The sequence below is a fragment of the Pseudomonas sp. UTLPPB19802 genome, from assembly GCF_059730225.1.
The window spans coordinates 4,968,434-4,991,051 of sequence record NZ_AP048545.1; the positions used below are offsets into that span (position 1 = coordinate 4,968,434).

Annotated in this window: 14 protein-coding genes; 5 read left to right on the forward strand and 9 right to left on the reverse strand. The window is 58.0% G+C overall.

Going from position 1 to position 22,618, the window contains the following annotated elements; all coding sequences use genetic code 11:
* Positions 1-30 precede the first annotated feature (30 nt).
* Positions 31-1,425, forward strand: coding sequence for an integrating conjugative element protein (locus tag AC6I6U_RS21455; protein ID WP_497878030.1), 1,395 nt, complete (start codon positions 31-33; stop codon positions 1,423-1,425).
* A 10-nt stretch (positions 1,426-1,435) separates the two neighbouring features.
* Here the strand turns inward: AC6I6U_RS21455 and AC6I6U_RS21460 are convergent, their stop codons facing one another.
* Positions 1,436-2,692 carry a hypothetical protein gene (locus AC6I6U_RS21460; RefSeq protein WP_497878031.1) on the reverse strand — a complete coding sequence of 419 codons (1,257 nt, stop codon included), beginning with the start codon at positions 2,690-2,692 and terminating at the stop codon, positions 1,436-1,438.
* Positions 2,693-3,145, reverse strand: a complete 453-nt coding sequence (locus tag AC6I6U_RS21465) for a hypothetical protein (protein ID WP_497878032.1) — start codon at positions 3,143-3,145, stop codon at positions 2,693-2,695.
* Between the two features lie 274 nt (positions 3,146-3,419).
* Here AC6I6U_RS21465 and AC6I6U_RS21470 point away from each other — a divergent pair, with 274 nt between their 5' ends.
* Positions 3,420-3,647, forward strand: a complete 228-nt coding sequence (locus AC6I6U_RS21470; RefSeq protein ID WP_497878033.1) for a hypothetical protein — start codon at positions 3,420-3,422, stop codon at positions 3,645-3,647.
* Positions 3,648-3,829: 182 nt separating this feature from the next.
* Here AC6I6U_RS21470 and AC6I6U_RS21475 read toward each other — a convergent pair whose 3' ends face one another.
* Positions 3,830-5,959 (reverse strand): TonB-dependent siderophore receptor, encoded by a 2,130-nt coding sequence (locus AC6I6U_RS21475; RefSeq protein WP_497878034.1) that lies wholly within the window; start codon positions 5,957-5,959, stop codon positions 3,830-3,832.
* 104 nt (positions 5,960-6,063) lie between these two features.
* Positions 6,064-6,993 carry a LysR family transcriptional regulator gene (locus tag AC6I6U_RS21480; RefSeq protein WP_497878035.1) on the reverse strand — a complete coding sequence of 310 codons (930 nt, stop codon included), beginning with the start codon at positions 6,991-6,993 and terminating at the stop codon, positions 6,064-6,066.
* A 243-nt stretch (positions 6,994-7,236) separates the two neighbouring features.
* Here AC6I6U_RS21480 and AC6I6U_RS21485 point away from each other — a divergent pair, with 243 nt between their 5' ends.
* Genes AC6I6U_RS21485 through AC6I6U_RS21495 form a run of 3 tightly spaced genes read left to right on the forward strand, consistent with a single transcriptional unit; the run spans position 7,237 to position 9,816 of the window.
* Positions 7,237-8,220 carry a DUF1852 domain-containing protein gene (locus tag AC6I6U_RS21485; RefSeq protein ID WP_497878036.1) on the forward strand — a complete coding sequence of 328 codons (984 nt, stop codon included), beginning with the start codon at positions 7,237-7,239 and terminating at the stop codon, positions 8,218-8,220.
* A 27-nt stretch (positions 8,221-8,247) separates the two neighbouring features.
* A complete protein-coding gene (locus AC6I6U_RS21490; protein WP_497878037.1) occupies positions 8,248-9,276 on the forward strand; it encodes a methionine synthase in 1,029 nt (342 codons plus the stop codon).
* Positions 9,277-9,306: 30 nt separating this feature from the next.
* Positions 9,307-9,816, forward strand: coding sequence for a flavin reductase family protein (locus AC6I6U_RS21495; RefSeq protein ID WP_497878038.1), 510 nt, complete (start codon positions 9,307-9,309; stop codon positions 9,814-9,816).
* Positions 9,817-10,568: 752 nt separating this feature from the next.
* Here AC6I6U_RS21495 and AC6I6U_RS21500 read toward each other — a convergent pair.
* The 5 genes from AC6I6U_RS21500 to AC6I6U_RS21520 form a co-directional block, all read right to left on the reverse strand.
* The gene (locus tag AC6I6U_RS21500) at positions 10,569-16,874 is read right to left on the reverse strand and encodes an SPM autocatalytic domain-containing protein (RefSeq protein WP_497878039.1); all 6,306 of its coding nucleotides are present in this window, start codon (positions 16,872-16,874) and stop codon (positions 10,569-10,571) included.
* A 53-nt stretch (positions 16,875-16,927) separates the two neighbouring features.
* Positions 16,928-17,377: a hypothetical protein gene (locus tag AC6I6U_RS21505; protein WP_497878040.1), complete on the reverse strand. Its 450-nt coding sequence runs from the start codon at positions 17,375-17,377 to the stop codon at positions 16,928-16,930.
* Positions 17,378-17,408: 31 nt separating this feature from the next.
* Entirely contained in the window at positions 17,409-18,824 is a 1,416-nt protein-coding gene (locus tag AC6I6U_RS21510; RefSeq protein WP_497878041.1) for an HlyD family type I secretion periplasmic adaptor subunit, read from the reverse strand.
* 94 nt (positions 18,825-18,918) lie between these two features.
* The gene (locus AC6I6U_RS21515) at positions 18,919-21,057 is read right to left on the reverse strand and encodes a type I secretion system permease/ATPase (protein WP_497878042.1); all 2,139 of its coding nucleotides are present in this window, start codon (positions 21,055-21,057) and stop codon (positions 18,919-18,921) included.
* Between the two features lie 131 nt (positions 21,058-21,188).
* A complete protein-coding gene (locus tag AC6I6U_RS21520) occupies positions 21,189-22,601 on the reverse strand; it encodes a TolC family outer membrane protein (RefSeq protein WP_497878043.1) in 1,413 nt (470 codons plus the stop codon).
* Between the last annotated feature and the right edge of the window lie 17 nt (positions 22,602-22,618).

Consider the following 22,618-nt stretch of genomic DNA (forward strand, 5'->3'; position numbering starts at 1 on the left):
TACCGTCCTACTCATAACGGAGCCCTTGCCATGACCCGGATGTCATCGAATTCCCACCCCAGCCGTTGGCTGCTACTGATCATGGCACTGGCAAACCTGCCACTGCTCGCCGCGCCGCTCGACTTCGGTAGTGCAGGCAGTGTCACGGGTGACGACGTGCTGTACCAGATCGGCGGCGGCAGCGCCGTGAACATGGACCGGGCCGGCAATATGCAGAGCCTCCAGGTCGGCGTGGGCTGGAACACCAACCTGATGTGCGGAACCATGGACTTGAACACCACCCTACACAACCAGCTCAACGGCCTCACCGAAGGTTTCCAGAACATCATGGGTGACCTGATCCAGAGTGCGACAGGCGCAGTTGCCTCGCTGCCGGCATTGATCATCCAACGGGCGGACCCTGGCCTCTACAACCTGCTCACCAACGGCATTCTCCAGGCACGGCTGGATTTCGATCGCTCCAAGGCCAATTGCCGCGACATGGCCGAGCGCATGCTGAGGGTCGCCGGCAACCAGAGCAGTTGGGGGGCGCTCGCCGAGGGCCAGGCACTCAAGGAAGCCATGGCCGGGAACCAGGACGCCGTCGCGGTCACCACCCAGGCCGAGGCGGACAATGGCAACACCGGCGTGCCCTGGGTGGGCGGGGAAAAATCCGGAGGCAAGCAGCAGGCACCGATCCAGGTGATCAAGGATGTGGCCAAGGCCGGCTACAACCTGCTCAATGGTCGCGCCCCAAAGGACAACAGCGGCATCGACCCCAAGGATTGCAACAGCGGCCTGCTGTGCAAAACCTGGAAATCACCGGATGAGGCCGCCAAGTTTGCCAACCGGGCGCTGGGCGAGGTCGAGCAGCAAACCTGCGAGGGCTGCACCAAGAGCACCGCTACCGCAGGTGTGGGCCTGACGCCGCTGATTCAGGAAGAATACGAGGCCAAGCTTCAGGCGCTGCAGGAACTGATCGACGCCAGCAAACCCACCACGCCGGAGAACCTGGCCGCCGCCGGCAGCAACTCGATGCCCATCACCCGCGGTGTTGTCAGCGCCTTGCGTGACGAGCCCGACCAGGAATTGCTGGCCCAGCGCCTGATCTCGGAAATCGCCGTGACGAGCGTGCTGGAAAAAGCCCTGCTGCTGCAGCGCACATTGCTGGCCGGCAACAAGGAGCCCAATGTGGCCGCCAACGAGGTTGCCACTCAGGCCATCAACAGCGAACGCGAAACCTTGCAGCAGGAAATCGACAACCTGCAGGCCGAGCTGGAACTGCGTCGCTCACTGGCCCGTAACGCGCCCTCGGCGATCATTGCGCGCCACCAGCAACGCAAGGACAACTCACGGACGGTCTACGAGGGTGATGCCGATGCCAATCGGCTGGAGTCGGCGGAGAAGGACGTCAATGAAAGTGGTAGTCGGCCGCCATTACCCTGAGCAGCAGCGCTCAGCGAGGCAGCTTGTCTGCATGGATGAAGGTCGAGCTGTAGAAGGTGTCATCGTAGATGGCTGACATGACGACCCCTGCCTCACGTGTCATCGTGCAGTACATGCCCACCAGTCGCAGGATGCTCTTTTTCATCATCGAGTGACTGCGGTACAGCGTGTCTGGGTTGATCTGCAAACCGTAGCCCCGGAGCCTCTGCTTCACGAGTTCGGTGAGGGTGTCCCGGTTATCACAAGCGTTGAAGATCGCGGCGACCTTCAGATCGGCGATTTCCACGGACTGTGCCCCATTGCGGAACCGTTCCTGCGCAGCATCATGGTAGGCACGCGAAAGCTCAACCTCGACCATGCCGGCCCCGAGGATCCCCAACCAACTGGCCAATGTTCCCGTGTGCGTGCGCAGTCTCGCCTTGCGACTCCCCCACTGCTCGAAAAATCGCTGCACCTGCCCTGTACTCGTCAAATCCCGAAGATTGATCAGGGGGATGCTGCGCAGGCTCGCCTTGGCCGTTGATTCATTGAAGACTCTCTGGATATCGAGCAGGCGATCAATGGTCGCCTCCTTCAGCTCGAACCCCGGCTGGCCAAGAAATACCGAGGTGGAGTTATCCTTGCTGATCATCAGCTTCAGGCCATGGGTGATCATCTCGTAATCGGCCAGCAAGGTAAGACGAGCGATGAATGGCTCGCTGAATTCGCTACTTATCCGATCCGGGCTGTTTTTTGTCACTGGCAGCACCCCGGCAGCCGTCAACCAGCAATACGCCCCTACCGACACATCACTGAACTCACAGGCAAAGCAGCGCTTGGCCAGATCACGCCTGACCAGCGCCGAGTAGCCAGCGAACTCACCCTTCAGGGTTTCAGCAATTTGCAGGGCGTAGCTCACCTCGAGCCCCAGGGACTTCTCCGCCAGGACCAGCAGGTAGGCCATCTGAAAGTCGGCATTGAAGCGATCAACCGCTTCCACCGTCTGCCTGGAAAGATCAGGGGGTAGCGCCTTTACCGGGAAAGCCTGCATCCACTCATCCGTGGAGTTGGTCAGGTTGACCTCCAGGAAGCAGTAAGCCAGGTGCTTGATGATCTCGGCCTCACGGCCCGAGTAGCGATCCTCGGCCAACTGCGCTACACGCCTGATGACCGTCTCAAGCTGTCGTTGCTCCTCGTCATTCATCCCCCGATGAACGACGAGTTCGTTGAAGAAGATCTGGTCCAGAAAATCCAGGCCAGCCTTCTGTGCCTTGGTGATACGAGCCATCTACGCGTTCCCTTTTTTCTCCGCACTGGCGGCACCTGCCGCTGCACCCGCGCTTGCAGCCGCGCCCACGGCGGCCCCCGTCGTCGCCACGACCGTCGCGCCAGCCGCCATGCCACCACCGCCTGCAGCGATGGCACCGCCGCCCAATGCCGCCAGCGAGGCGTTGGTCAATGCAACGCCCGACAGCGAGCTGATCGCCGTACCGGAAGCCGTTGCCCCCAACAGGCCCGTCGAACCGACGACGGCGGCAATCGGACCGGCAAAGGCCGCCGCCGCGCCACCGGTGGCAATGGTACCAAGGCAGACCAGGGCCGTCTTGCCGGGGTGTTCCATCACCGTGTCAACGGCCGAACTGGCCAGGTCGCCTACCGTACCAACCGCCGCAACCGCCAGGTCGCCCACCGCCCCAGCCGCGCTACCAACAAAATCAAAAACCGAATCGAAGAAAGACATAGTGAACTCCAGGTTTTGTTCGCAGGACATTTCCGAACGACTTGGAGCCTATTGTGTGGAGTTGGCTGGGCGCGGGCTATTGCGAAAAGAATTTCACTTTTTCCTACACTGAAACAGCAAATGAAAGCTGTGCCTGTTGCCGTCGTTGACTGTAAAGGAGTGCTTCTTTCCTTCAGTACAAATATAGACACAAATATGCAGCGCCCCGTCCCCAGGCGCACGACGCCTTCACAGACCACTGCTACACTAATCACGTCGAACGGAGGAAGCGATCATGTCCGAACGAGAGCTGACCAACCTGCTGTCGCTGATGAACCAGCGCCAGGCTTGCCTGAGCAGTGCCTGCAAGGAGATTGCCGAATGGATCGACCGCCAGGGTGACATGCCTGCGGCGGGCAAGATCCGCGCCAGTCTCAAGGCGCTGGAAGCCGAGGATGCCCAGGTGCGCAAGACGCTCACTTCGCTGAGCATCGAGCGCCCATTGCCCAGGTTTCGCAGTTGACTGAAAACCGGTGATTGGTTCGGTGTTTTTCAGCGGCGGTAATGGATAAGCCTTCGTTGACGCGCGGGCTACGACATCGTGTTGACTGCTGGCCTTCTCCCGCACGATCCACGAACGCAGTGCCATCCACGGGACGATCAGCCCTTCGGTGCGGCCACTGATCGCCCGGCTCGATAACCAGCTTAGAAGGTGTACGCCACCCCGGCCTGAACGGTACGTGGTGCCCCTGGATAGGCGTAGGTGTTGAAGGCGCCCTCGTCATACCCCTTGTTGAAGATGTTCTTCACGTCCAGGTTCAGGCGCACGTGTTCGTTGACCTTGTAGAAGCTCAGCAGGTCGACCACGGTGTATTCGTCCATGTTGTAGGTGACGGCCTCGGTCTGGCCGTGGCGATCGTCCACGTATTTGACGCCCATGCCCAGCCCCAGGCCCTTGGCGAAGCCGTCCTGGAACTCGTAGGTGTTGAGCAGGCTGAAGCTGTTGCGCGGGATGTTGGCCAGGCGGGTACCGGTCGGCAGGCGATTGTCCTTGGTCACCTCGGCGTCGACGTAGGCATAGCCACCGATCATGCGCCACTCGGGGGTGATGTTGCCGGTGACGTTGATGTCCAGGCCACGGCTGCGGACCTCGCCGGCGGCCAGGCTGTAGTTGGTGTTCACCGGGTCCTGCGTCAGCACGTTTTCCTTGACGATATGGTAGATCGCCGCGTCGACGCTGAGCTGACGCTCGAGGGCTTCCCACTTCAGGCCCAGCTCGTAAGACTTGCCTTTCTCCGGATCGAAACCGCCACCGGCAGCCGGGGTGCCGCTGTTGGGCTTGAACGAACGCGCGGTGTTGGCATAGACCGCGAGTGTATCGGTCAGGTCATAGATCAGCCCGAAACGCGGGGTGACACCGTTTTCAGCCTTGGTGAAATCGCCAGCGTTGTTGAGCTTGTTGTCGTAGTCATGCTCGAAGCGCTCGAAACGCAAACCGGCCAGCGCCTTGAGGCGTTCGGTCAGGGCGATCTGGTCCTGGATGAAGAACGCCCAGGTCTGCAGGTTTTCCTTGTCCCAGGTGGTGGTGCGGGTCAGGGCCGGACGTGGTTGTCCCAGTACCGGGTTGTAGATGTCGATCGGATAGGTACCGACCGCCGCCGAAGAACGTTGAATGATCGAGTTGTAGTCGTAGTTCTCGTACTCGACGCCGGTCAGCAAGGTGTGGCTGAACGCCCCGGTATCGAAATGACCGGTCAGGTTCAGTTGCCAGTCGCGGTCGGTCCACTCCAGCTTGCGATAGTTGAAGTTGCGCTGGAGAGTACGACCATCGGCAGGCGCGCCATTCGCCTCAACGGCATTGCCCTTGAGCGAACCGTCGAGGAACTGGAAGCCGCCACCGAGCGTCCAGTTGTCGTTCAGCAGATGTTCGAAACGCACCTGGGCCATGTTGTTGTCGTTGTGCAGCAGGTTGTCGCTGCCCTTCTCCCAGACGTTGGTGTCGCGCGAGGCGCTGCCGGTCTGGGTGGTATAGCGGGTCAGCCCGCGATCCAGCGGGTGATTGTTGCGCATGAAGTCGCCCTCGAAGACGAGCTTCGTGCTGTCGTTGACCTGCCAGCTGACCACCGGCGCCACGTCATAACGCTCGCTCTGCACATCGTCACGGAAACTCTCGCCGCCCTCGCCCAATACGTTCAGGCGGTATGCCAGGCTGCCGTCCTGGTTCAGCGGGCCGGTCGCATCCAGCGTCGCGCGGTGCATGCCCTGGTCATCGAACTGGCTGCCCAGGGTAACCCTGGACTCCGGCAGCGGCTGCTTGCTGACCACGTTGAAGGTACCACCGGGATCGCCGCGGCCGTACAGGCTGGTGGCCGGGCCGCGCAGCACTTCCAGGCGCTCGACGGTGTTCGCGTCCGGGGCGTTGGGGTAGCCGCGGTTGATCGGGAAGCCATTGCGGTAGAACTCGCCCGTGGTGAAGCCGCGCACGGTGAAGGTTGTCAGCCCTTGCCCGCCAAAGTTGTTGGCCCGACCGACACCGCCGGCATAGTCGAGCGCATCCTGCAGACGCGTGGCGCCGGTGTCTTCCAGCACATCCTTCGGTACCACGCTGACCGATTGGGGGGTTTCGTGCAGAGCGGTGTCGGTACGGGTCGCACTGGCCGAACGGTTGGCCTTGTAGCCCTGCACGGGACCATCGGCACGTTCGTAATCACTGGCATCGGCGTTGATGTTCAACGCTTGCAACTGGACGGTAGCCGGGGCCGAAGGTGTTTCAGAGGCCCAGACAAGCGAGGGAGCAGCGTGGAGCAGACACAGCGAGACGATCGTGCGACGCATCGATTACGGTTCCAGAAAGCAGAGAGCGAGAGGGGTATTGAAATGCGCGGCGATTTTAACTGCTAACAATTCGTATTTTCAATGACTTTGTGTACATTTGTACACTAAGCGGTACCCGCTGAAACCGCATTGACACCCTCCAACGTCGCAAAGGAAATATCCTTGGCGGTGAGCAGGAAGTCGCTCACGTAAGGCACTTCGAGCATGTCACTGCGGATAGCCGCGTAGAGCCTGGCCTGCAGCCCCTTCTCTCCCAGCCGCTTGGCGGTCACGTAGCCACGCGAGCTGTACTCATGCACGGCCCAGTTCGGCAGGCAACATACGCCGCGACCGCTGGCCACCAACTGCATCATCATGATTGTCAGTTCCGAGGTGCGCACCTGTGCCGGCTCGATATCGGCCGGATCGAGGAAACGCGTGAAGATATCCAGGCGGTTTCGCTCGATCGGATAGGTGATCAGGGTCTGGCTGGCGATGTCACCGGGTACCAGATACGGCTTCTCACGCAGGGCATGGTGATTATCGATCGCCAGGAGTGCCTCGTAACCGAAAAGCGGCACATAGCTGATGCCCGGCAGGTTCACCGGATCGGAGGTCACCACCAGGTCGAGGTCGCCGCGCTCCAGCGCTGGCAGTGGCGCGAACGCGAACCCCGACGCCAGGTCCAGTTCAACTTCCGGCCAGGCACCACGGAATTCGTCCACCGACGGCATCAGCCATTGGTAACAGCTGTGGCATTCGATCGCGATGTGCAGCCGTCCGGCCGTCCCACCTGCCAGTTTCCCAAGGTCACGCTCCGTCGTGCGGATCAGCGGCAGCACCTGCTCGGCCAGTTGCAACAACTTGAGGCCGGCGCTGGTGAAGCGTACCGGCTTGGTCTTGCGCACGAACAGCGGCATGCCGATACGCTCCTCCAATTCCCGGAACTGGTGCGACAGCGCCGATTGCGTCAGGTGCAGTCGCTCAGCGGCTTCGTGCAGGCTGGCCGTTTCGCGCAGGGCATGGATGGTGCGCAGGTGTCTCAAATCGATCATGAGGAAAATTATATTTGTATGCAAAAAAAATGAGTTTGTCTCATGACAGAAAGATCCTGACAATCCCCTCATTGATTTTTTCGCCAGCCCAGCCATCGCAACATGAACATGACTAAAGATCTTTTGAAATCCATTCATCAGCCATCACCCTGAACCACCGTTCAGTTGTTACAAACACATTAGTCAAGCGTTGGAAAGTTGGCGCGCACTGAAAGCCATTACGTGATTAGGATACCAGGCCAGATGAGTAACGAATTTGCATTCTCCATCAAGCGCATTTGTTTCGATGAACACTATCAGCCATCGGACAATACCCGTATCACCACCAACTTTGCCAACTTGGCGAGAGGCAACAGCCGCCAAGAGAATCTGCGCAACACCTTGAGAATGATTGACAATCGTTTCAATGCCCTGGCGCACTGGGACAATCCCAAAGGGAATCGCTACACCGTCGAGCTGGAAATCATTTCGGTCGAAATGAATATTTCCAGCGAAAGTCGTGGCAATGCCCTGCCCTTGATTGAGATATTGAAAACGACGGTCGTAGACCAAAAAACCAACGAGCGTATTGATGGCATCGTTGGCAATAATTTTTCCTCCTACGTCCGCGACTATGACTTCAGCGTACTGCTGCTGGGGCACAACCAGGCCCAGGAAAAATTCAGCACCCCAGAGGATTTCGGTGATCTGCATGGGAAGCTGTTCAAGTGCTTCGTGAGCTCAAGCGTCTACAAGGAAAACTTCAACAAGCTACCGGTCATCTGCCTGAGTGTTTCCAGCAGCAAGACTTACCATCGGACTGAAAACCAGCATCCGGTATTGGGCATTGAATACCAGCAGGATGAATACTCGCTGACGGATGACTACTTCAGGAAAATGGGTTTGAAGGTTCGCTATTTCATGCCGCCCAATAGCGTTGCGCCCTTGGCCTTTTATTTCTCTGGTGACCTGTTGGCTGACTACACCAATCTTGAACTGATCAGCACCATCAGCACAATGGACACTTTCCAGAAGATCTATCGCCCGGAAATCTACAACGCCAACTCTGCGGCCGGTAAATCCTACCAGCCAAGTCTGCAACACCAGGATTATTCATTGACTCGAATTGTTTACGACCGGGAAGAACGTAGCCGGTTGGCGATTGAACAGGGGAAATTTGCTGAAGAGCACTTCATCAAGCCCTACCAGGCTGTGCTCGAACAGTGGTCCGCTGCGCAGGCTCTTTGAATAATTTACCGCACAAGGTCTTCCATCATGAAAAAACTGTTACCCACCTCTACCGCTGGCAGCTTGCCGAAACCCTCCTGGCTGGCACAACCCGAGACACTTTGGTCTCCCTGGAAATTGCAAGGCGAGGAACTGGTCGAGGGCAAACAGGACGCGTTGCGTTTGTCGCTGCACGAGCAGCAGCAAGCCGGCATCGATATCGTCAGTGATGGCGAGCAGACTCGCCAGCATTTCGTCACGACCTTCATCGAACACCTGGACGGCGTGGATTTCGAGAAACGTGAAACCGTCAGGATCCGTGATCGCTACGATGCGAGCGTGCCGACGGTGGTCGGAGCGGTCACTCGCCAGAAGCCGGTATTCGTCGAAGATGCCAGGTTTTTGCGCCAGCAGACCTCGCAACCCATCAAATGGGCACTGCCCGGCCCCATGACCATGATCGACACGCTGTATGACGCCCACTACAAAAGCCGCGAAAAACTGGCCTGGGAATTCGCCGGCATCCTCAACCAGGAAGCCCGGGAGCTCGAGGCGGCCGGTGTCGACATCATCCAGTTCGACGAACCCGCCTTCAACGTCTTCTTCGACGAGGTGAACGAGTGGGGAGTCGCGACCCTGGAGCGAGCCATCGAAGGCCTCAAGTGTGAAACCGCCGTGCACATTTGCTACGGCTACGGCATCAAGGCCAATACCGACTGGAAAAAGACCCTGGGCTCGGAATGGCGGCAATATGAAGAAGCCTTCCCCAAGCTGCAAAAGTCCGGCATCGATATTGTCTCGCTGGAGTGCCACAACTCCCATGTGCCCATGGACCTGATCGAACTCATCCGCGGCAAGAAAGTCATGGTAGGCGCCATCGACGTGGCCAACCACGCCATTGAAACGCCCGAAGAGGTTGCCAATACCCTGCGCAAGGCACTTCAGTTCGTCGATGCCGACAAACTCTACCCTTGCACCAACTGCGGCATGGCGCCGTTACCTCGTCGAGTGGCAAGAGGCAAGCTGAATGCCTTGAGCGCCGGCGCGGAGATCGTGCGCAGAGAACTCGCGAAATAGTGCTGAATCACCCAATATCCAGGATCCAACATGTCACGTCCAAGCACGGCGATAGAACCATCGAGATTTCGCGAAGCGCTCGGGCACTACGCCTCCGGTATCACGGTGATTACATCGCACATCGATGAAGAGCCGGTCGGCTTCACTTGCCAGTCGTTCTACAGCGTGTCGATGAGCCCGCCGCTGGTGTCATTCAGCGTCATGGCCAGTTCAGCCAGCTACCCCAGGATTCGCCAGGCCGGTCGATTCGCCGTCAATATCCTCTCGGGTGAGCAGGTCGGGATTTCCAACCAGTTCGCTCGGCGAGGCACGGACAAATGGCACGCCGTCCAATGGCAGGAGTCCCCGCTGGGTAATCCGATCATCGCCGGCAGCCTGCACTGGCTGGATTGCGAAATTCACGCCGAGCACGCCGCAGGCGATCACTTGATCGTCATCGGTGAAGTGAAGGCGTTGAACCTGCAAGACATCCCTGCTGCGCAGCCACTGCTGTATTTCAAGGGAGAATACCGCAACCTCGCTGCGCCGGTTGCCGTTTGAGCATGCTCTCCCCCTCGTGCGCTTCATCGGCGGTAGACAGGGCTGGACTTGGCAAAATACAAAAACGAAAAAACCCGCCAGGAGGCAGGTTTTTCGGGGGTTCCAGAGATCTTATAAGCCTTCTCTGGAATCTAGGATGGCGAAGCCGGGGTCGAACCAAACCGTAATCCATTGAAAAACAATGAAATTCTGAGTTCGATGATTTTTCCTACCTCTATGAGTACCCTGAAGAGTGACTCATCTGGATTCAGGGCTTGGTGCTAGCCCCAATCTGTCTGAGAAAAGACTCAGCCAAGACCAGCTTTCGATGATTTGCTTGTCGATGGTTGCTAGCTGGAGAAGGAAACGAGACCCGAAACAAGCCGCTATCTCTTTGAAAAACATCAAGGTTTTAAATCACAGAGGGGCTGGTCTGTACTTGATTGTGTACTCGCCGGGGCGCAGAGGCAAGCCAGACGCGGCCTGGCAGTGTGTCGAGTTGCTTCACTGGCCAAACCCTCCACCAGCCACTCAGGGATGTCCCGCGCCCACGCCAAACGCGCCAGACATCAATGTGATTATCGCGCTCAATGTAGAACACAAGGTGGGGGTTGAGTAGATCGCTACAGATCGTCAGCACCAGAGGCTGACAATGTTGAACTTGAGGAACGGCGAGCATTGCCTTGAGATGGCTGAAGACCCCATCCAATAGAGGCGATCCTCGAAGGCCCACGACAGATGTCGTGGACCCTTTTCCAGGTGAAGTGATCAGATCACGTCCAGTTAGCCGCCAGGACCGGCTGCAAAGCTTGTTGCTCGGCAGCACTGAAAGTCATGGTAGCCGGTGCAGCCGGGGCAAACGCTGCCATGGCCTGGACCAGATTCTCTACATCCCCTCCCATCAATCGATGCTGGGTACCGATCATGATGTCGCGAGGTCGCTCTGGAGTGCTGGCATACCAGTTGTGCAGCGTGACCTCCTGCTGGCTGCCGATGACCGAGATCTGCAGATCCTGCCCATGATGCTCGAACCACAAGCGCTCGGGGCTGATGTCCTGGCCGAACACCAGTTGCCCCATGCTACCGCTGAACTCAAGATCATTGACCCCATGTCCGACTTGCACGGTTGGCATGCTGCCGCTGACCACAACCTTGTTGTTGCCATCACCCAGCTTCACCTCGGTGAAAGAGCCGCTGTCGGTAATGTCATTGTTACCGTTGCCGACAGTCAGCTTGCTGATATTGCCAGCAACGACATTGTTGCCGTTACCCAAGCTGATCTCGGCTCGGCTGCCGGTCACATTAACCTTGTTATCACCGTTGCCTGCCGTCAGCTTGGCACCCGATGCCTCGACGTTGATGGTCTTGCTCTCGTCTCCAACGGTGGCGTTGGCGAAGAACCCCTTGACCGTCATGACACTCGAATCATTGGCCGTCGGTGCAGGCGTAGTCGGCGAAGTGCCCCCTGTACGACCTGGGATATCCAGATCACGGTGAGAGATATCAATCACCGGTACATCAGGGATCACAATCGGCCGTGGGCTTGGCACATCAACAACAGGACGTCCCCCTTGGTCACGGCCTGGCGACGTTGTGTCCGGCACTTTCGAAGGTTCGAGCGAACCTACGCCGCGCTCGGCAAGCAGTTCTTCAATGGTCTTGTGCTCGGGCACCGTGGGATTCAAGTCGACACCCCGTTCAGCCAGAATCTGCTCAATCGTCTTGGTCCCCGGCTGGGTCACATCCGGAATCGTGACCGTTGGCTTCGGGTCAATCGTCGGCAGTGGCTTGACCACGCCAGGTTGATCGACTACCGGATGCTCGACAGTCGGCGTCTGCGTCCCTGGCACACTGATCGCAGGCTGTTCAGTCGGCGGAACCACCACGGGCCCTACAGGCGCCACCACATCAGGCGTATGCGCGGCAAAGATGAAATCGGAGGCACTGACCTGTGCCACATCCAGCGCATCCAGATACACCAGATTCACGTTCGAACTGGTCCCTTGGCTGCCGGTAATCGCCACGTACACACCATGAATCTGCGTCAGGCCGTTGAGGGTGGCGCGGTTCTTGTGCTCGATGGTCAACTGGCTGAAGTCGGTGATACCCGTCTGGCGCAGGTCGATCTTGTCGATGCCATGGCGGAACCCGCGCAGGGCGTTGTTGTAATCCTTGACGCCCGCCTGAGCAGCCACTACAAACACATCCGAAGTCGCGCTGTCGTGGCTGTAGATCGTACCGCTCAGCGAAGCGACCATCTTGCCCTGGGCATCGCTGCTGTACATCACGCCCTTGGCACCGCCGTTGAGCACAACGGTACCCAGGCCTTCCTGCGGTTTGACTGCCGTAGCATCGCTGCTGACATAGGCCGCCGGGGCGACAAAGGTGTCCTGGAACTTGAAGTTCGCCGCGCTCAAGCCTGCCAGCGACTGGTTCTTCAGGACAATGCTCTGGCCTTTGGACAGATCGATCCTGACATCGGCGCCTTGCTGGGTCATTGCTAGATCAGCGTACTTCTTCCCAACAAAGCCCACCAAGTCGATGATCTCGCCACGGGCCGCCTCGAAGTTGTTGATGACATCGCTGCCACCGTCACGGCGATGGACGACGAAGAAATCCTTGCCCTGACCGCCGGTCAGGGTGTTGTTGCCCCGCCCGCCATCGAGCAAGGCATCAGCCTTGCCAGCGATCAGCACATCATTGCCATCACCGGTGACGATGTTCTGAATGTTTGCAGGATTCTTCACCGTCAGCGCCGCGCCGCCAATGCTGGCGACACCGGTCTGCAGGTTGACCGAGGTGTCTCCTGACACGGCTGCGGCGTTGAGGGTATTACGCCCGCCAGCAATGCCATTGACCGCATCGTCCAGCACTGCACGGTTGGCATGCCCGACCACGGATTTGACGTATTCGTCCGTGTAGAAGTAAGTATCGTCCGCAGAGCTCTTGCTGCCGTACAGGCGCAGCGACCACGAATTGAGCGTGACCGGCAGGCCCGACACCGCATCCGTCACCTGCAAGGTCCAGTTGCCTGCCGAGCGCTCGCCGAAGTCATGCGTCGACATGAAGGTGTACTTGAACGACCCCGACTGGGTGCTGCCCATGTCGCTGGCACTCGCCCCCGCCATGCCATCCGGCACTTTGCCCTGGCGGTTGAGCAGGATGCTCTGGGTGCCATCGGGAGAGATCAGTTTGAGCGTCAGGTCTCCCAGACGACCGACCTGGGCGTCGAAATCAATCTCGACGTGCTCGACGTTCAGGCCAGCGTTCATCGCAATGGTTGAGCTCACTGTGCTGCCTGCGGCAACGCTCTTTCCAAGCGCACCACTGGAAGCGCTGTAGACATACTCATTGGCCGCTGTGCTCTGGGTCATCCAGGCCTCCGCCAGGCGAACTGCCGCCCGTGCATCGACCTCGCCAAAACCGTAGTCATTGCTGGTGTGCATGCCCCCGCCGTTCCAGTTGTGGGCGGCGTTATCGCTCCATTGGGTGGACGGGTCGTTGATCTTGTGCGCCGACAACGCGAGGATCTGCTGCACATCGCGGTAACCCAGGTTCGGGTTGGCCTCAAGCATCAGCGCGACGATGCCGGAGACGATCGGAGCGGCAAAGCTGGTGCCTTGCATGCTGGTGTAATCGCTACCAAAGGTAGAACCCCGTTCGGTCTCCAGCATATGGCTGGTGGAGACCACGTTGCTGCCGGGCGCCGACACCAGCAGGCTGGCTCCAGGGTTGGAAAACGGCGACGAACCGATCTGCAGGGTCGACAGGTCGCCCTGGGCATTGATGGCTCCGACTTCCACCGAGAAGCGATTGTTGTTGGTCAGGGAGCCTTGGGCATTACCACCGGTTGCCCGGCTGTTGCCGCCAGCAGCGACAATGATTGTGCCCAGGCCTCCCCGACCGTTAGCCGCCGCGTACTGGGCATTCATGCTCAGTGCAGTGGCGGTGTTGAGGGAGCCGTCCTGAAAGCTGCTCAGTGCAAAATCGTTTGTGAAACCCCAGCTGTTGTTGGCAATGTCAAAGCTGACCATGTGCCCCAACCCGGCAAGGTCGGCGCCGCTGTTGGCCAGGTAGTAGCCGCCCAGTGTCGCCCCATAGGCCACGCCCACGCCGCCGACGCCGTTTTTAGCCGCCACCATCACACCCGCGACCATGGTCGCGTGGTTGGACACCAGTCCCGGCAACGTGTTGTTGCTCTTCTGGGTCTGTAGCCAGGCCTGGTCGACATTGGCCGCCAGATCAGGATGGGTAATGTCGAAAATTTCCGGAGCGGTGGCGAACTGCCCACCCGGCTCGAACTGACCGATGCGAACGCCTTTACCTGAGTAGTCGTTCCAGACTGGCAGGATGTTGGCATCGCTCAGGTACCATTCCTGGGCCGCCAATGGATCGAGCGGCACCTCCGGGGTCAGCAGCGTTACACCGGCGCGCATTGGCGCGGTCTTGCCACTACTCAGGTCCACGACCGAAGCGGATGCATTGCCGGCACTGTCGACTACGCCGTACTTGAAGCTGAGCAGGCCGGTGAATTTCGGATCCGGCGTGAACAGCACATCACCCTGCTGGGTCAGGCTGACCGTACCGCCAATCGCATCGCCGACATTGGCAATCCGCAAGCCGCCCTTGCTGTTGAGCACCTGATCGTTAGCCAGCAGGCTGGCGGCAGAAATCAGATGCGACTGACGGCGATCGAAGGCCTTGCCGTCCTTGTCGAGGCTCAAGACGTCAGCTACCGGCATCGCGTTGGGTTGAGCCAGATCGACCGCAGAGATATCCGAGAAATTCAGTTTCTGGATATTCTTCAAGATAACCGTTCCATCGCGCCCTGCCACATTGTCAGCCACTTCATAGCCGCTGGCGGTACGGGTGATGCGGTAGTCACCATGGTTGCCGTGCAACGTCACCAAGTTGATGCCGCCGCCGCCATCAATGGTGGCATTACCATGACCCACTTCTATGACGTCGTTACCAACATCCCCATAGATATGGTCGGCTCCACCGCCCGCATGGATGATGCTTCCACCTTTGGAGGCGTAGATGGTGTCGCCGTTAGGACCGGCATAAATGATTGCCTTGCCACTACCACCGATTAATGTGTTGTGACCTGTCCCCCCCACCAACACATCATTGCCCGCACCACCTGCCAAGATTGCATTTCCAGAACCGCCTTTGATATAGGCGTCCTGATCACCGCCGCTCATGATAACGTCGTTGCCACGACCGCCTTCCGCAATCGTAAGACCGGCGTTGGCCATATTGAGGAATACGTCTCCATCACCCACAATAATGGCTGTGTCACGCCCACCATTGCCGCGAATATTACGAGTATCGTCCGAGGCACTAATGACAAATACGTCATCACCTGCCCCGCCGAGATATGTATTGCTACCAGCACCGCCTACCAGCCAGCTACCCGTCGCAGAGGCGATCAGCGTATCGTTGCCGGTGCCACCATAAATATTATTTACGCCGAGTTTGGCTGCATCCAGAGTCTCATCAACGCTGCTCTGACTCGCATAGGCGACCGTCGTCTGACCACTCGCGGTGGAGACTATCCGCGTACCAGCCCCCTGACTACTGACAGTACTGCTGACTGGGTCGCCAAGGAAGTCAACGGCCAACATCTCTTGGGCCTTACCATTTATCGTGAAGGATCCACTAGCAATCACCCTATTTCCATCACGAACTTCGGTACTGCTGGACGAGCGAACATTGATTTGGGTAATGCCCAATTCAGCTAATGTCTTAAGCTCACCCGTGTTGACTTTCGCATCGTGAGAGCCATCGACCCAGACTCGCAACTTACTCCAAATCGGATCGCGCGAGTCAATCACGCCATCCTTGTTAGCATCTTCACTGGCCAACGCAGCAAAGCCGTCCTTGAATTTTGCCTCGCCGGCAGATCCGTTTACACCGGCCTTGCCTGTGTAGTACTCGGAAAACATCTGGCTGATGTCTTTGACCTGCCCACTACCGTCATCAACCACTAACATACCAGTAGTGCGATCTGCCCACCCGCTACGCTTGAGGGTACCGCTATGATCAGTATCAAACAGTACGCCGTCGCGCATATCAGTCATGTGCACGCCGCTGCCAGTCAAGTCAAGCAACAGCGGATCAACATAGGTATTGAACGTCGCCAGCGCCGAAAGTCCGTTCAGCGTGACGGCATTACGCAGACTGAAGTCCGGCTTGGTGGTGTCCGCATCCATATAGAATTGCGACAAATAAGTATTCGGACGGGCATTAGGGTCAAGCTGTACTTCGCCAGGGCGAACACCCCCCGATGCGAGGCTGGCCATCTGAGTAGAGGTAAAATCAGTTTTACTGAGGATACCTCCAAGAGCAAAAACCTTATGTGTAGCCGCGTTATCGATATAACCGTTGATTACATCACGCGTTCTTTGGTTTTCAAGCAATACCTCTCGACGCGCCTGAGGATCAGGATCAATTTCGATATTCAGCAAGCTTGAGGGACGAACCCACGAGTCTCCCTGATCGATAATCGCTTGCCCGTCGCGGTCCGGATTAACAACAGATATACCCGTCTTAATTGAAATAACGTTCGGCTCGTTATTCCACCATTCGCCCTCAGTCTGGATGTTTTCACCCCCAGCCCTCAGAGAGTTGTACAGATTATAAAGCCCACCTCCGCCAATAATCTCAATTTCGCGCAGCCCTAAAACAGTCGAGGCCATACCAAAATTGAAGGATGCTGCGTTAGTGAAGCTTGGAACAAAATCCCCGCCAGTCTTATATGAAGTGCCATTGTAATAGCGCTGCAGGTCGCCTTCCCCACCCTGCCTAAATGCTTCGCGAACCGTAGTATAGAGACTGGCACGCGTGCTGAACGTTGAAGCATCATATTCAGCCTTGATTTTTTCAAAATGCTCAATGACCGAATTAACATTATAGTCCTTCGGAACAATGAAAGGCTGTTTGGTCTGAGGATCAATAATATATTTACCAAAACCATCATTCAGCCACTTTGCTTCCACGAAGTTCTTTTTATCCCTGGTCGCCACCAGAAACTCGTCGGCACCATATTGCCCTTGCATCAATTCAGTTTTAGCCACTTACCCCTCCATCTCTTACACTTCTCGAAAATTCGAGAAAAATCAAAATCCATTTAGCGATAGGCCGAAAATTTAACCTGCACAACCCCTGACGCATCATATGCTTTAAGGTCAACTTTGCGACTACGCGCCTGCGTGCCGGCGATAGAAAAATCTATCTGTAGATTTCTTTCCGACTCCCAATGCACAGATGGGCTCGCATCCTTCTCAGCGAACGAATCACATTCACCCGAATAGACTAAGTAGTCGGAATGCTTAACGACCTCATCGACGCTCAACGAACTGCTAAACACAAGAACTCGATCCGAGCAGAACGAGGCTATCGCCCCGCCGCCTGACCGTGTGACATGTGCAGCAATATAGTGCCCATCCGGCGATGGATATTGCTTCACAGATAGATCATCGTCCGAGTCATCAATTAGAGAGATCAATGCAATGGCGCCATACTTGAGAACTGCAACAACACCAATCGCCATCAGTATCAATTTAATAAATCGCTTCATACATAATCTCTTTACAAAGAATTAGAATTCACTAACGTTCTCGCAAGCTCTCACTTCCATACTGTTGCAATGGACTGAGGAAATAATCGATCACTCGACGCTGATCGGTCTTAACTTCTGCTGTCACAGACATCCCCGGCGACAACATCACATCCTGGCCGGCCACACGCAGGTGATCAGTCTTCAATCGAATCCGGCTGCTGTAGATCAGTCCACGCTTCTCGTCTTCAATCGCATCGTTGGACACACTGACCACCTCACCCTCGACTGTCCCATACTTGGTAAAGGTGAAGGTCTCGACCTTCACCGTGACAGCCTGGCCTTCGTGCACAAAGCCTATGTCCTTGTTCTCCAGCATCGCCTCGACCTCGACCGGCTGGTCCCTGGGCACGATCACCATCAGTTGTTGCGCTGGCGTCACCACTCCGCCGACCGTATGCACCGCCAGTTGCTGTACCGTGCCGTCGACCGGTGCAGTCAGCAAGGTGCGCGCCTCCTGGTAACGGGCCTTGGCCAGCTCCTGCCTGAGGCCGGCGGTTTTCTGGCTGGAAGACTGCAGCAGATCGAGCATCGTCCTGCGGGTCTGTGCCACCACCCCTTCACGGCGCTGGCGGGCTTCACTTTGAGCGGCAGTCGACTGGAGCACTGCGGCCTGCTGCACCTGCAACTGTCGCTCTAGCTCCAACCGAGCCTGCTCTTTCTGCAGATACTCGTGACGTGCCACGTACTGCTGCTGCAATAGACGCTGGTAGTCCTCGGCCAACTGGCTGGCAATGGGGAGCGTTTTCTGCAGACTGGAAACCTGGGCCCTGGCTGACTGAATCTCTGCGCCACGTTGCTGGATCTCCGCCTCAACCAGATCCAGGCTGCTGCGGTACTCCTGATACTGCCCCTGCAGCCAGCGCTGGGCAGCCTGCACCTGCTCGGGATCTGTCGTTTCAATCGTACCGACCAAAGAGGCTGGAGCGCGGTTCAGGTTGATGGCATCCAACATCGCGGAACTGCGGGCGGTATCGATACGCGCGGCCAGCAAGTCGGCCTGCAGGCGTTTGATATCAGCATCCGCCGCCGTCGGGTCGAGTTCAACCAACAACTGCCCAGTCGCCACACTTTGCCCATCGCCCACATGGATGGCCTTAATGACCGCGGTCTCGCTGGGTTGGATCAATTTGCTCTTGCCGCTGGGCACAATCTTGCCGGGAGCCACGGCGACCACTTCGATCTTACCGACGCAGGCCCACACCAACGCCAGGACGGCAAACCCCATGATGCCCCAGACAAAGATCCGGGGCGCCGGATGCACGGGGGTATCCTGTAACTCCAAAGCCGCCGGTAGGAACTGTGCTTCATGGGGCAGGCGCCGTACACCGTCCATGTGCTTGCGTTGGCGCCAGGACTCGCGCCAGGCGTGGCGGTAACGCTGCATTAGTGAAGGCGCTTCACTCATGGAGTATCAATCCTTGAATTCAGAATACGGAGAGAGCCGGCGCGCTTGAACTCAAGTGCGCCGGGAGTTTCATGAAAGATACCTACAGGCTGACTCAGCCCTGCTGCATGCGATGCAGCCGCGAGTAGTGACCCGCTTGATGAGTGAGCAATTCGGCGTGACTTCCCTGCTCGACGATCTGCCCGCGGTCAACCACCAGAATGCGGTGGGCATCTCGCACGGCCGACAAGCGATGGGCAATGATGATCACGGTGCGCCCCGCGCAGATGCTCTGCATGTTCTGCTGGATCACCCGCTCGGACTCATAGTCCAGGGCGCTGGTGGCTTCGTCGAAGATGAGAATCCGTGGATTGCCGATCAAGGCGCGCGCAATCGCGATACGTTGCCGCTGACCACCGGAGAGCGAAGTACCGTGCTCTCCGACCATGGTGTCATAACCCTCGGGCAGTTCCAGGATGAACTCGTGGGCACCGGCCATGCTGGCCGCCTGCATCACGGTTTCGAGTGGTGCGCCGGGATCGCTCAAGGCGATGTTTTCTCGGATGCTGCGGTTGAAAAGCATGTTGTCCTGCAGCACCACGCCGATCTGCCGGCGCAGCGAGGACACATCCGCCAGTGCCAGGTCCATGCCATCGACCAGCACCCGCCCCCGCTCAGGGACATACAGCCGCTGGAGCAATCGTGTTAGCGTGCTTTTTCCGGAGCCGGAACGCCCGACGACACCGATCACCTCGCCGGCAGCAATCCGCAGGTTGATCCCGCGCAGGATTTCCGAACCGTCGGCACGATAGCGAAAGTGCACCTGGTCGAATTCGATCTGCCCCTTGAGGGGCGGCAATGCACTGCGGGTTGCCTGGGAGAGCTCGGTTCGGGTGTTGAGGATATCGCCCAGCCGCTGCACGGAAACACCGGTCTGCTGGAAGCTGGTCCACAGTTGCGCCAAGCGCATGATGGGCCCACTGACACGCCCGGCCAACATGTTGAAGGCAATCAGCTCACCGACGGACAGTTGACCGTCGATCACCAGTCGAGCCCCGAGCCAAAGCGTCGCCACGGTCACCAGTTTGCCGATCAGCGATGTGCACTCGTTGGCGATGGTCGACAGGGTTTGGGTCTTGAACCCGGCAGCGACATAGGCCGCCATCTGGTTGTCCCACTTGCGGATTGCCTGGGGCTCAACCGCCATGGACTTCACCGTATCGATGCCGTTCACGGTCTCTACCAGAAAGGCCTGGTTCTCGGCTCCACGGGTGAAGCTGTCCTGCAGACGAGCGCGCAGCAGTGGTGTGATGAACAGGGACACCAGCACATACAAGGGCAGCGACAGAATCACCACCAGTGTCAGCCAACCGCTGTAGTAGAACATCACCAGGATGAACACCAATGAGAACAGCACATCCAGCAGCAACGTAATGGCGTTGCCGGTCAGGAAGCTGCGAATATTCTCCAGTTCACGCACCCTGGCCACGGAGTCGCCGACCCGACGCGCCTGGAAGTAGGCCAATGGCAGGTTGATCAGGTGCCGGAACAACCGTGAGCCCAGTTCCACATCAATACGGCTGGCGGTATGGGCAAACACATAGCTGCGCAAACCACTCAAGGCCGACTCGAACAGCATGATCCCCAACAATCCTGCGGCGACCACATCAAGGGTCGTCAGCCCGTGGTGCACCAGCACCTTGTCCATGACCACCTGGAAAAACAGCGGCGTCACCAAGGCAAACAGTTGCAGGACAAATGAGGCCACCAAGACCTCGCCCAGCAACTTGCGGTATTTGACGATAGCAGGAACAAACCAGGTGAAGTCAAAGCGCGAGGTTTCGCCCGACAAGCTCGTGCCAGAACGCAGCAGAACCAGCTCGCCGGTCCAGCGCGCTGCAAGCTCTTCAAAGGAGATGACCAGGGGCCGCTCCGCACGAGGGTCCTGGATCAGCGCCTTGCCGTTGTCCATCCTCGCGATAATGAAAAAAGTACCGTCGTTGTCGCCAGCAATCGCCGGCAATGGCGTGCGATCCAGGCGAGAAAGGGAGGTACTGACGGACTTGGCCTTGAGTCCCAGCTTGCGAGCGGCGAGCAGTAATTCACGTTGCGTGAACAACTGGTTCGCCGGTGCAAATTCGTGAGCCAGTTGCTCGGCGGAGGCGGCCACCGAATGGAACCGCGCCATCATCACCAGACACACGAGACCGGTGTCTGGCATGGGCGATTGGTCGCCCCGTCCTTGTTCACTCATAAGCTTCCATGCTGCCGAAACGCGGCAAAAAAATCCTGATATCTCAATACTTTATATCACTCCCGATACAATTAGTATCAATTTGCAACAATGTAGTGAGATTTATTTCTTTCGACCGTATGAATACCTGATCAAAGCGCCTTGCGCTCTTGAGGTGGCAGGAAATCCCGGTCGGCGTCGTAGTCTTTTGTGAGGTACATTGCCAAATCAGCGAGGTCCTTCGGGCTCAAGGTGCCCACCACTTGCTTGAGCTTGAGCGTATCGATGATGTAGTCGTAACGTGCGTTGTTGTACTCGCGCACGGCGCTGTAGAGCTGGCGCTGAGCATTGAGTACATCGACGGTATTGCGCGATCCCACGTCGCGTCCCACCTGGTTGGCCTTGACCGAGGCCTGGCCGGAACGAATGGTTTGCCGACGGGCAATGACCTGCTCGATATCCGAGTTGACGGCTCGATGAAGGTTGCGGGTGTTTTGCACCACCTCTCGGCGCCGGTCCTCGCGCTCATCTTCACTCTGGGCCAGACGCTCAGTCGCTTCACGCACCTGCGAACGAGTCATGCCACCCGAATACAGGGGAATATTCAGCTCCAGGCCAATGCTGCCCTGACTCACACTGCCTCGGTAGCCGTCCTGCCCGAAGTCAGTGGGGTTGCTGTAGCCAAAGCTGTCGTTGTCGCCTTTGCGCCAGGATGCAACAGCATCGACGGTCGGTGCATAACCGGCCTTACGCTGGCTGTTGGTCTTCTCCGCCGCCAGCACCGCGTAGTCGCTGGCCTGCAGGGCCAGGTTCTGCTGGACCGCCTTGCGCACCCACTCGTTGGCATCATTGGGCACGGGAAGCTCCACTGGCAACTGATGCTCAATCCCCTCGATCGAGGAATACTCTTGGCGCGTCAGCCGGGACAACGCCTCAAATGCATCGTCGACCTTGCGCTCGGCGAGCTTGCGATTGGCACTGGCGTTGTCATGGGCCGCTTCAGCATCCAGCACATCGGTGATACTCGAAGCACCATTTTCCAGACGAGCCTTTGCCTGTTGCTGCTGGCGCTCCAGGGCGGCTTCCTCGGCTTTCGAGGCGGCCAGCAGATCCTGGGCACGCAAGGCCTCGAAATAGGCCTGTGCCGCCGTCAGGATCAACGTCTGCTCCTTGGCACTTAATTCAAGCTCGGCCTGATCCGTACTGGCCTGGGCAGCCTCCAGTTGAAACCAGCGATCGACCCGAAACAACGGCTGGTTCAGGTTCGCCTGAAAAACCTTGGTGCTGCGCGTACGAGCCAAGCCCGGCTCATCCCGCTGCAGCCGAACGGACTCCACAGTGCTACCTGCATTGAGGGTAGGCAGCAAACCGGCGCGTGCCTGAGGAACGCTTTCACGCCGCGCCTGGTAATCATGACGAGCAGCAGAAAGCTGGGCGTCATGCTCAACAGCTTGGCGGTAAACCTGTAGCAGATCGGCGCGGCTGGAAGAGACATCGGCAACAGCCGGAGTGGTCATCACCGCCAGCATGAACAGCGGTGAGAGGTGGCGCGAGGAGAGAGTCATAACAATCCATGTTGTAG

What these genes read in the sequence shown, in the direction of transcription:
- AC6I6U_RS21455 (WP_497878030.1), top strand. Translation starts at nt 31, where the DNA reads ATGACCCGGATGTCATCGAATTCCCACCCCAGCCGTTGGCTGCTACTG.
- AC6I6U_RS21460 (WP_497878031.1), bottom strand. Translation starts at nt 2,692, where the DNA reads ATGGCTCGTATCACCAAGGCACAGAAGGCTGGCCTGGATTTTCTGGAC.
- AC6I6U_RS21465 (WP_497878032.1), bottom strand. Translation starts at nt 3,145, where the DNA reads ATGTCTTTCTTCGATTCGGTTTTTGATTTTGTTGGTAGCGCGGCTGGG.
- AC6I6U_RS21470 (WP_497878033.1), top strand. Translation starts at nt 3,420, where the DNA reads ATGTCCGAACGAGAGCTGACCAACCTGCTGTCGCTGATGAACCAGCGC.
- AC6I6U_RS21475 (WP_497878034.1), bottom strand. Translation starts at nt 5,959, where the DNA reads ATGCGTCGCACGATCGTCTCGCTGTGTCTGCTCCACGCTGCTCCCTCG.
- AC6I6U_RS21480 (WP_497878035.1), bottom strand. Translation starts at nt 6,993, where the DNA reads ATGATCGATTTGAGACACCTGCGCACCATCCATGCCCTGCGCGAAACG.
- AC6I6U_RS21485 (WP_497878036.1), top strand. Translation starts at nt 7,237, where the DNA reads ATGAGTAACGAATTTGCATTCTCCATCAAGCGCATTTGTTTCGATGAA.
- AC6I6U_RS21490 (WP_497878037.1), top strand. Translation starts at nt 8,248, where the DNA reads ATGAAAAAACTGTTACCCACCTCTACCGCTGGCAGCTTGCCGAAACCC.
- AC6I6U_RS21495 (WP_497878038.1), top strand. Translation starts at nt 9,307, where the DNA reads ATGTCACGTCCAAGCACGGCGATAGAACCATCGAGATTTCGCGAAGCG.
- AC6I6U_RS21505 (WP_497878040.1), bottom strand. Translation starts at nt 17,377, where the DNA reads ATGAAGCGATTTATTAAATTGATACTGATGGCGATTGGTGTTGTTGCA.
- AC6I6U_RS21510 (WP_497878041.1), bottom strand. Translation starts at nt 18,824, where the DNA reads ATGAGTGAAGCGCCTTCACTAATGCAGCGTTACCGCCACGCCTGGCGC.
- AC6I6U_RS21515 (WP_497878042.1), bottom strand. Translation starts at nt 21,057, where the DNA reads ATGAGTGAACAAGGACGGGGCGACCAATCGCCCATGCCAGACACCGGT.
- AC6I6U_RS21520 (WP_497878043.1), bottom strand. Translation starts at nt 22,601, where the DNA reads ATGACTCTCTCCTCGCGCCACCTCTCACCGCTGTTCATGCTGGCGGTG.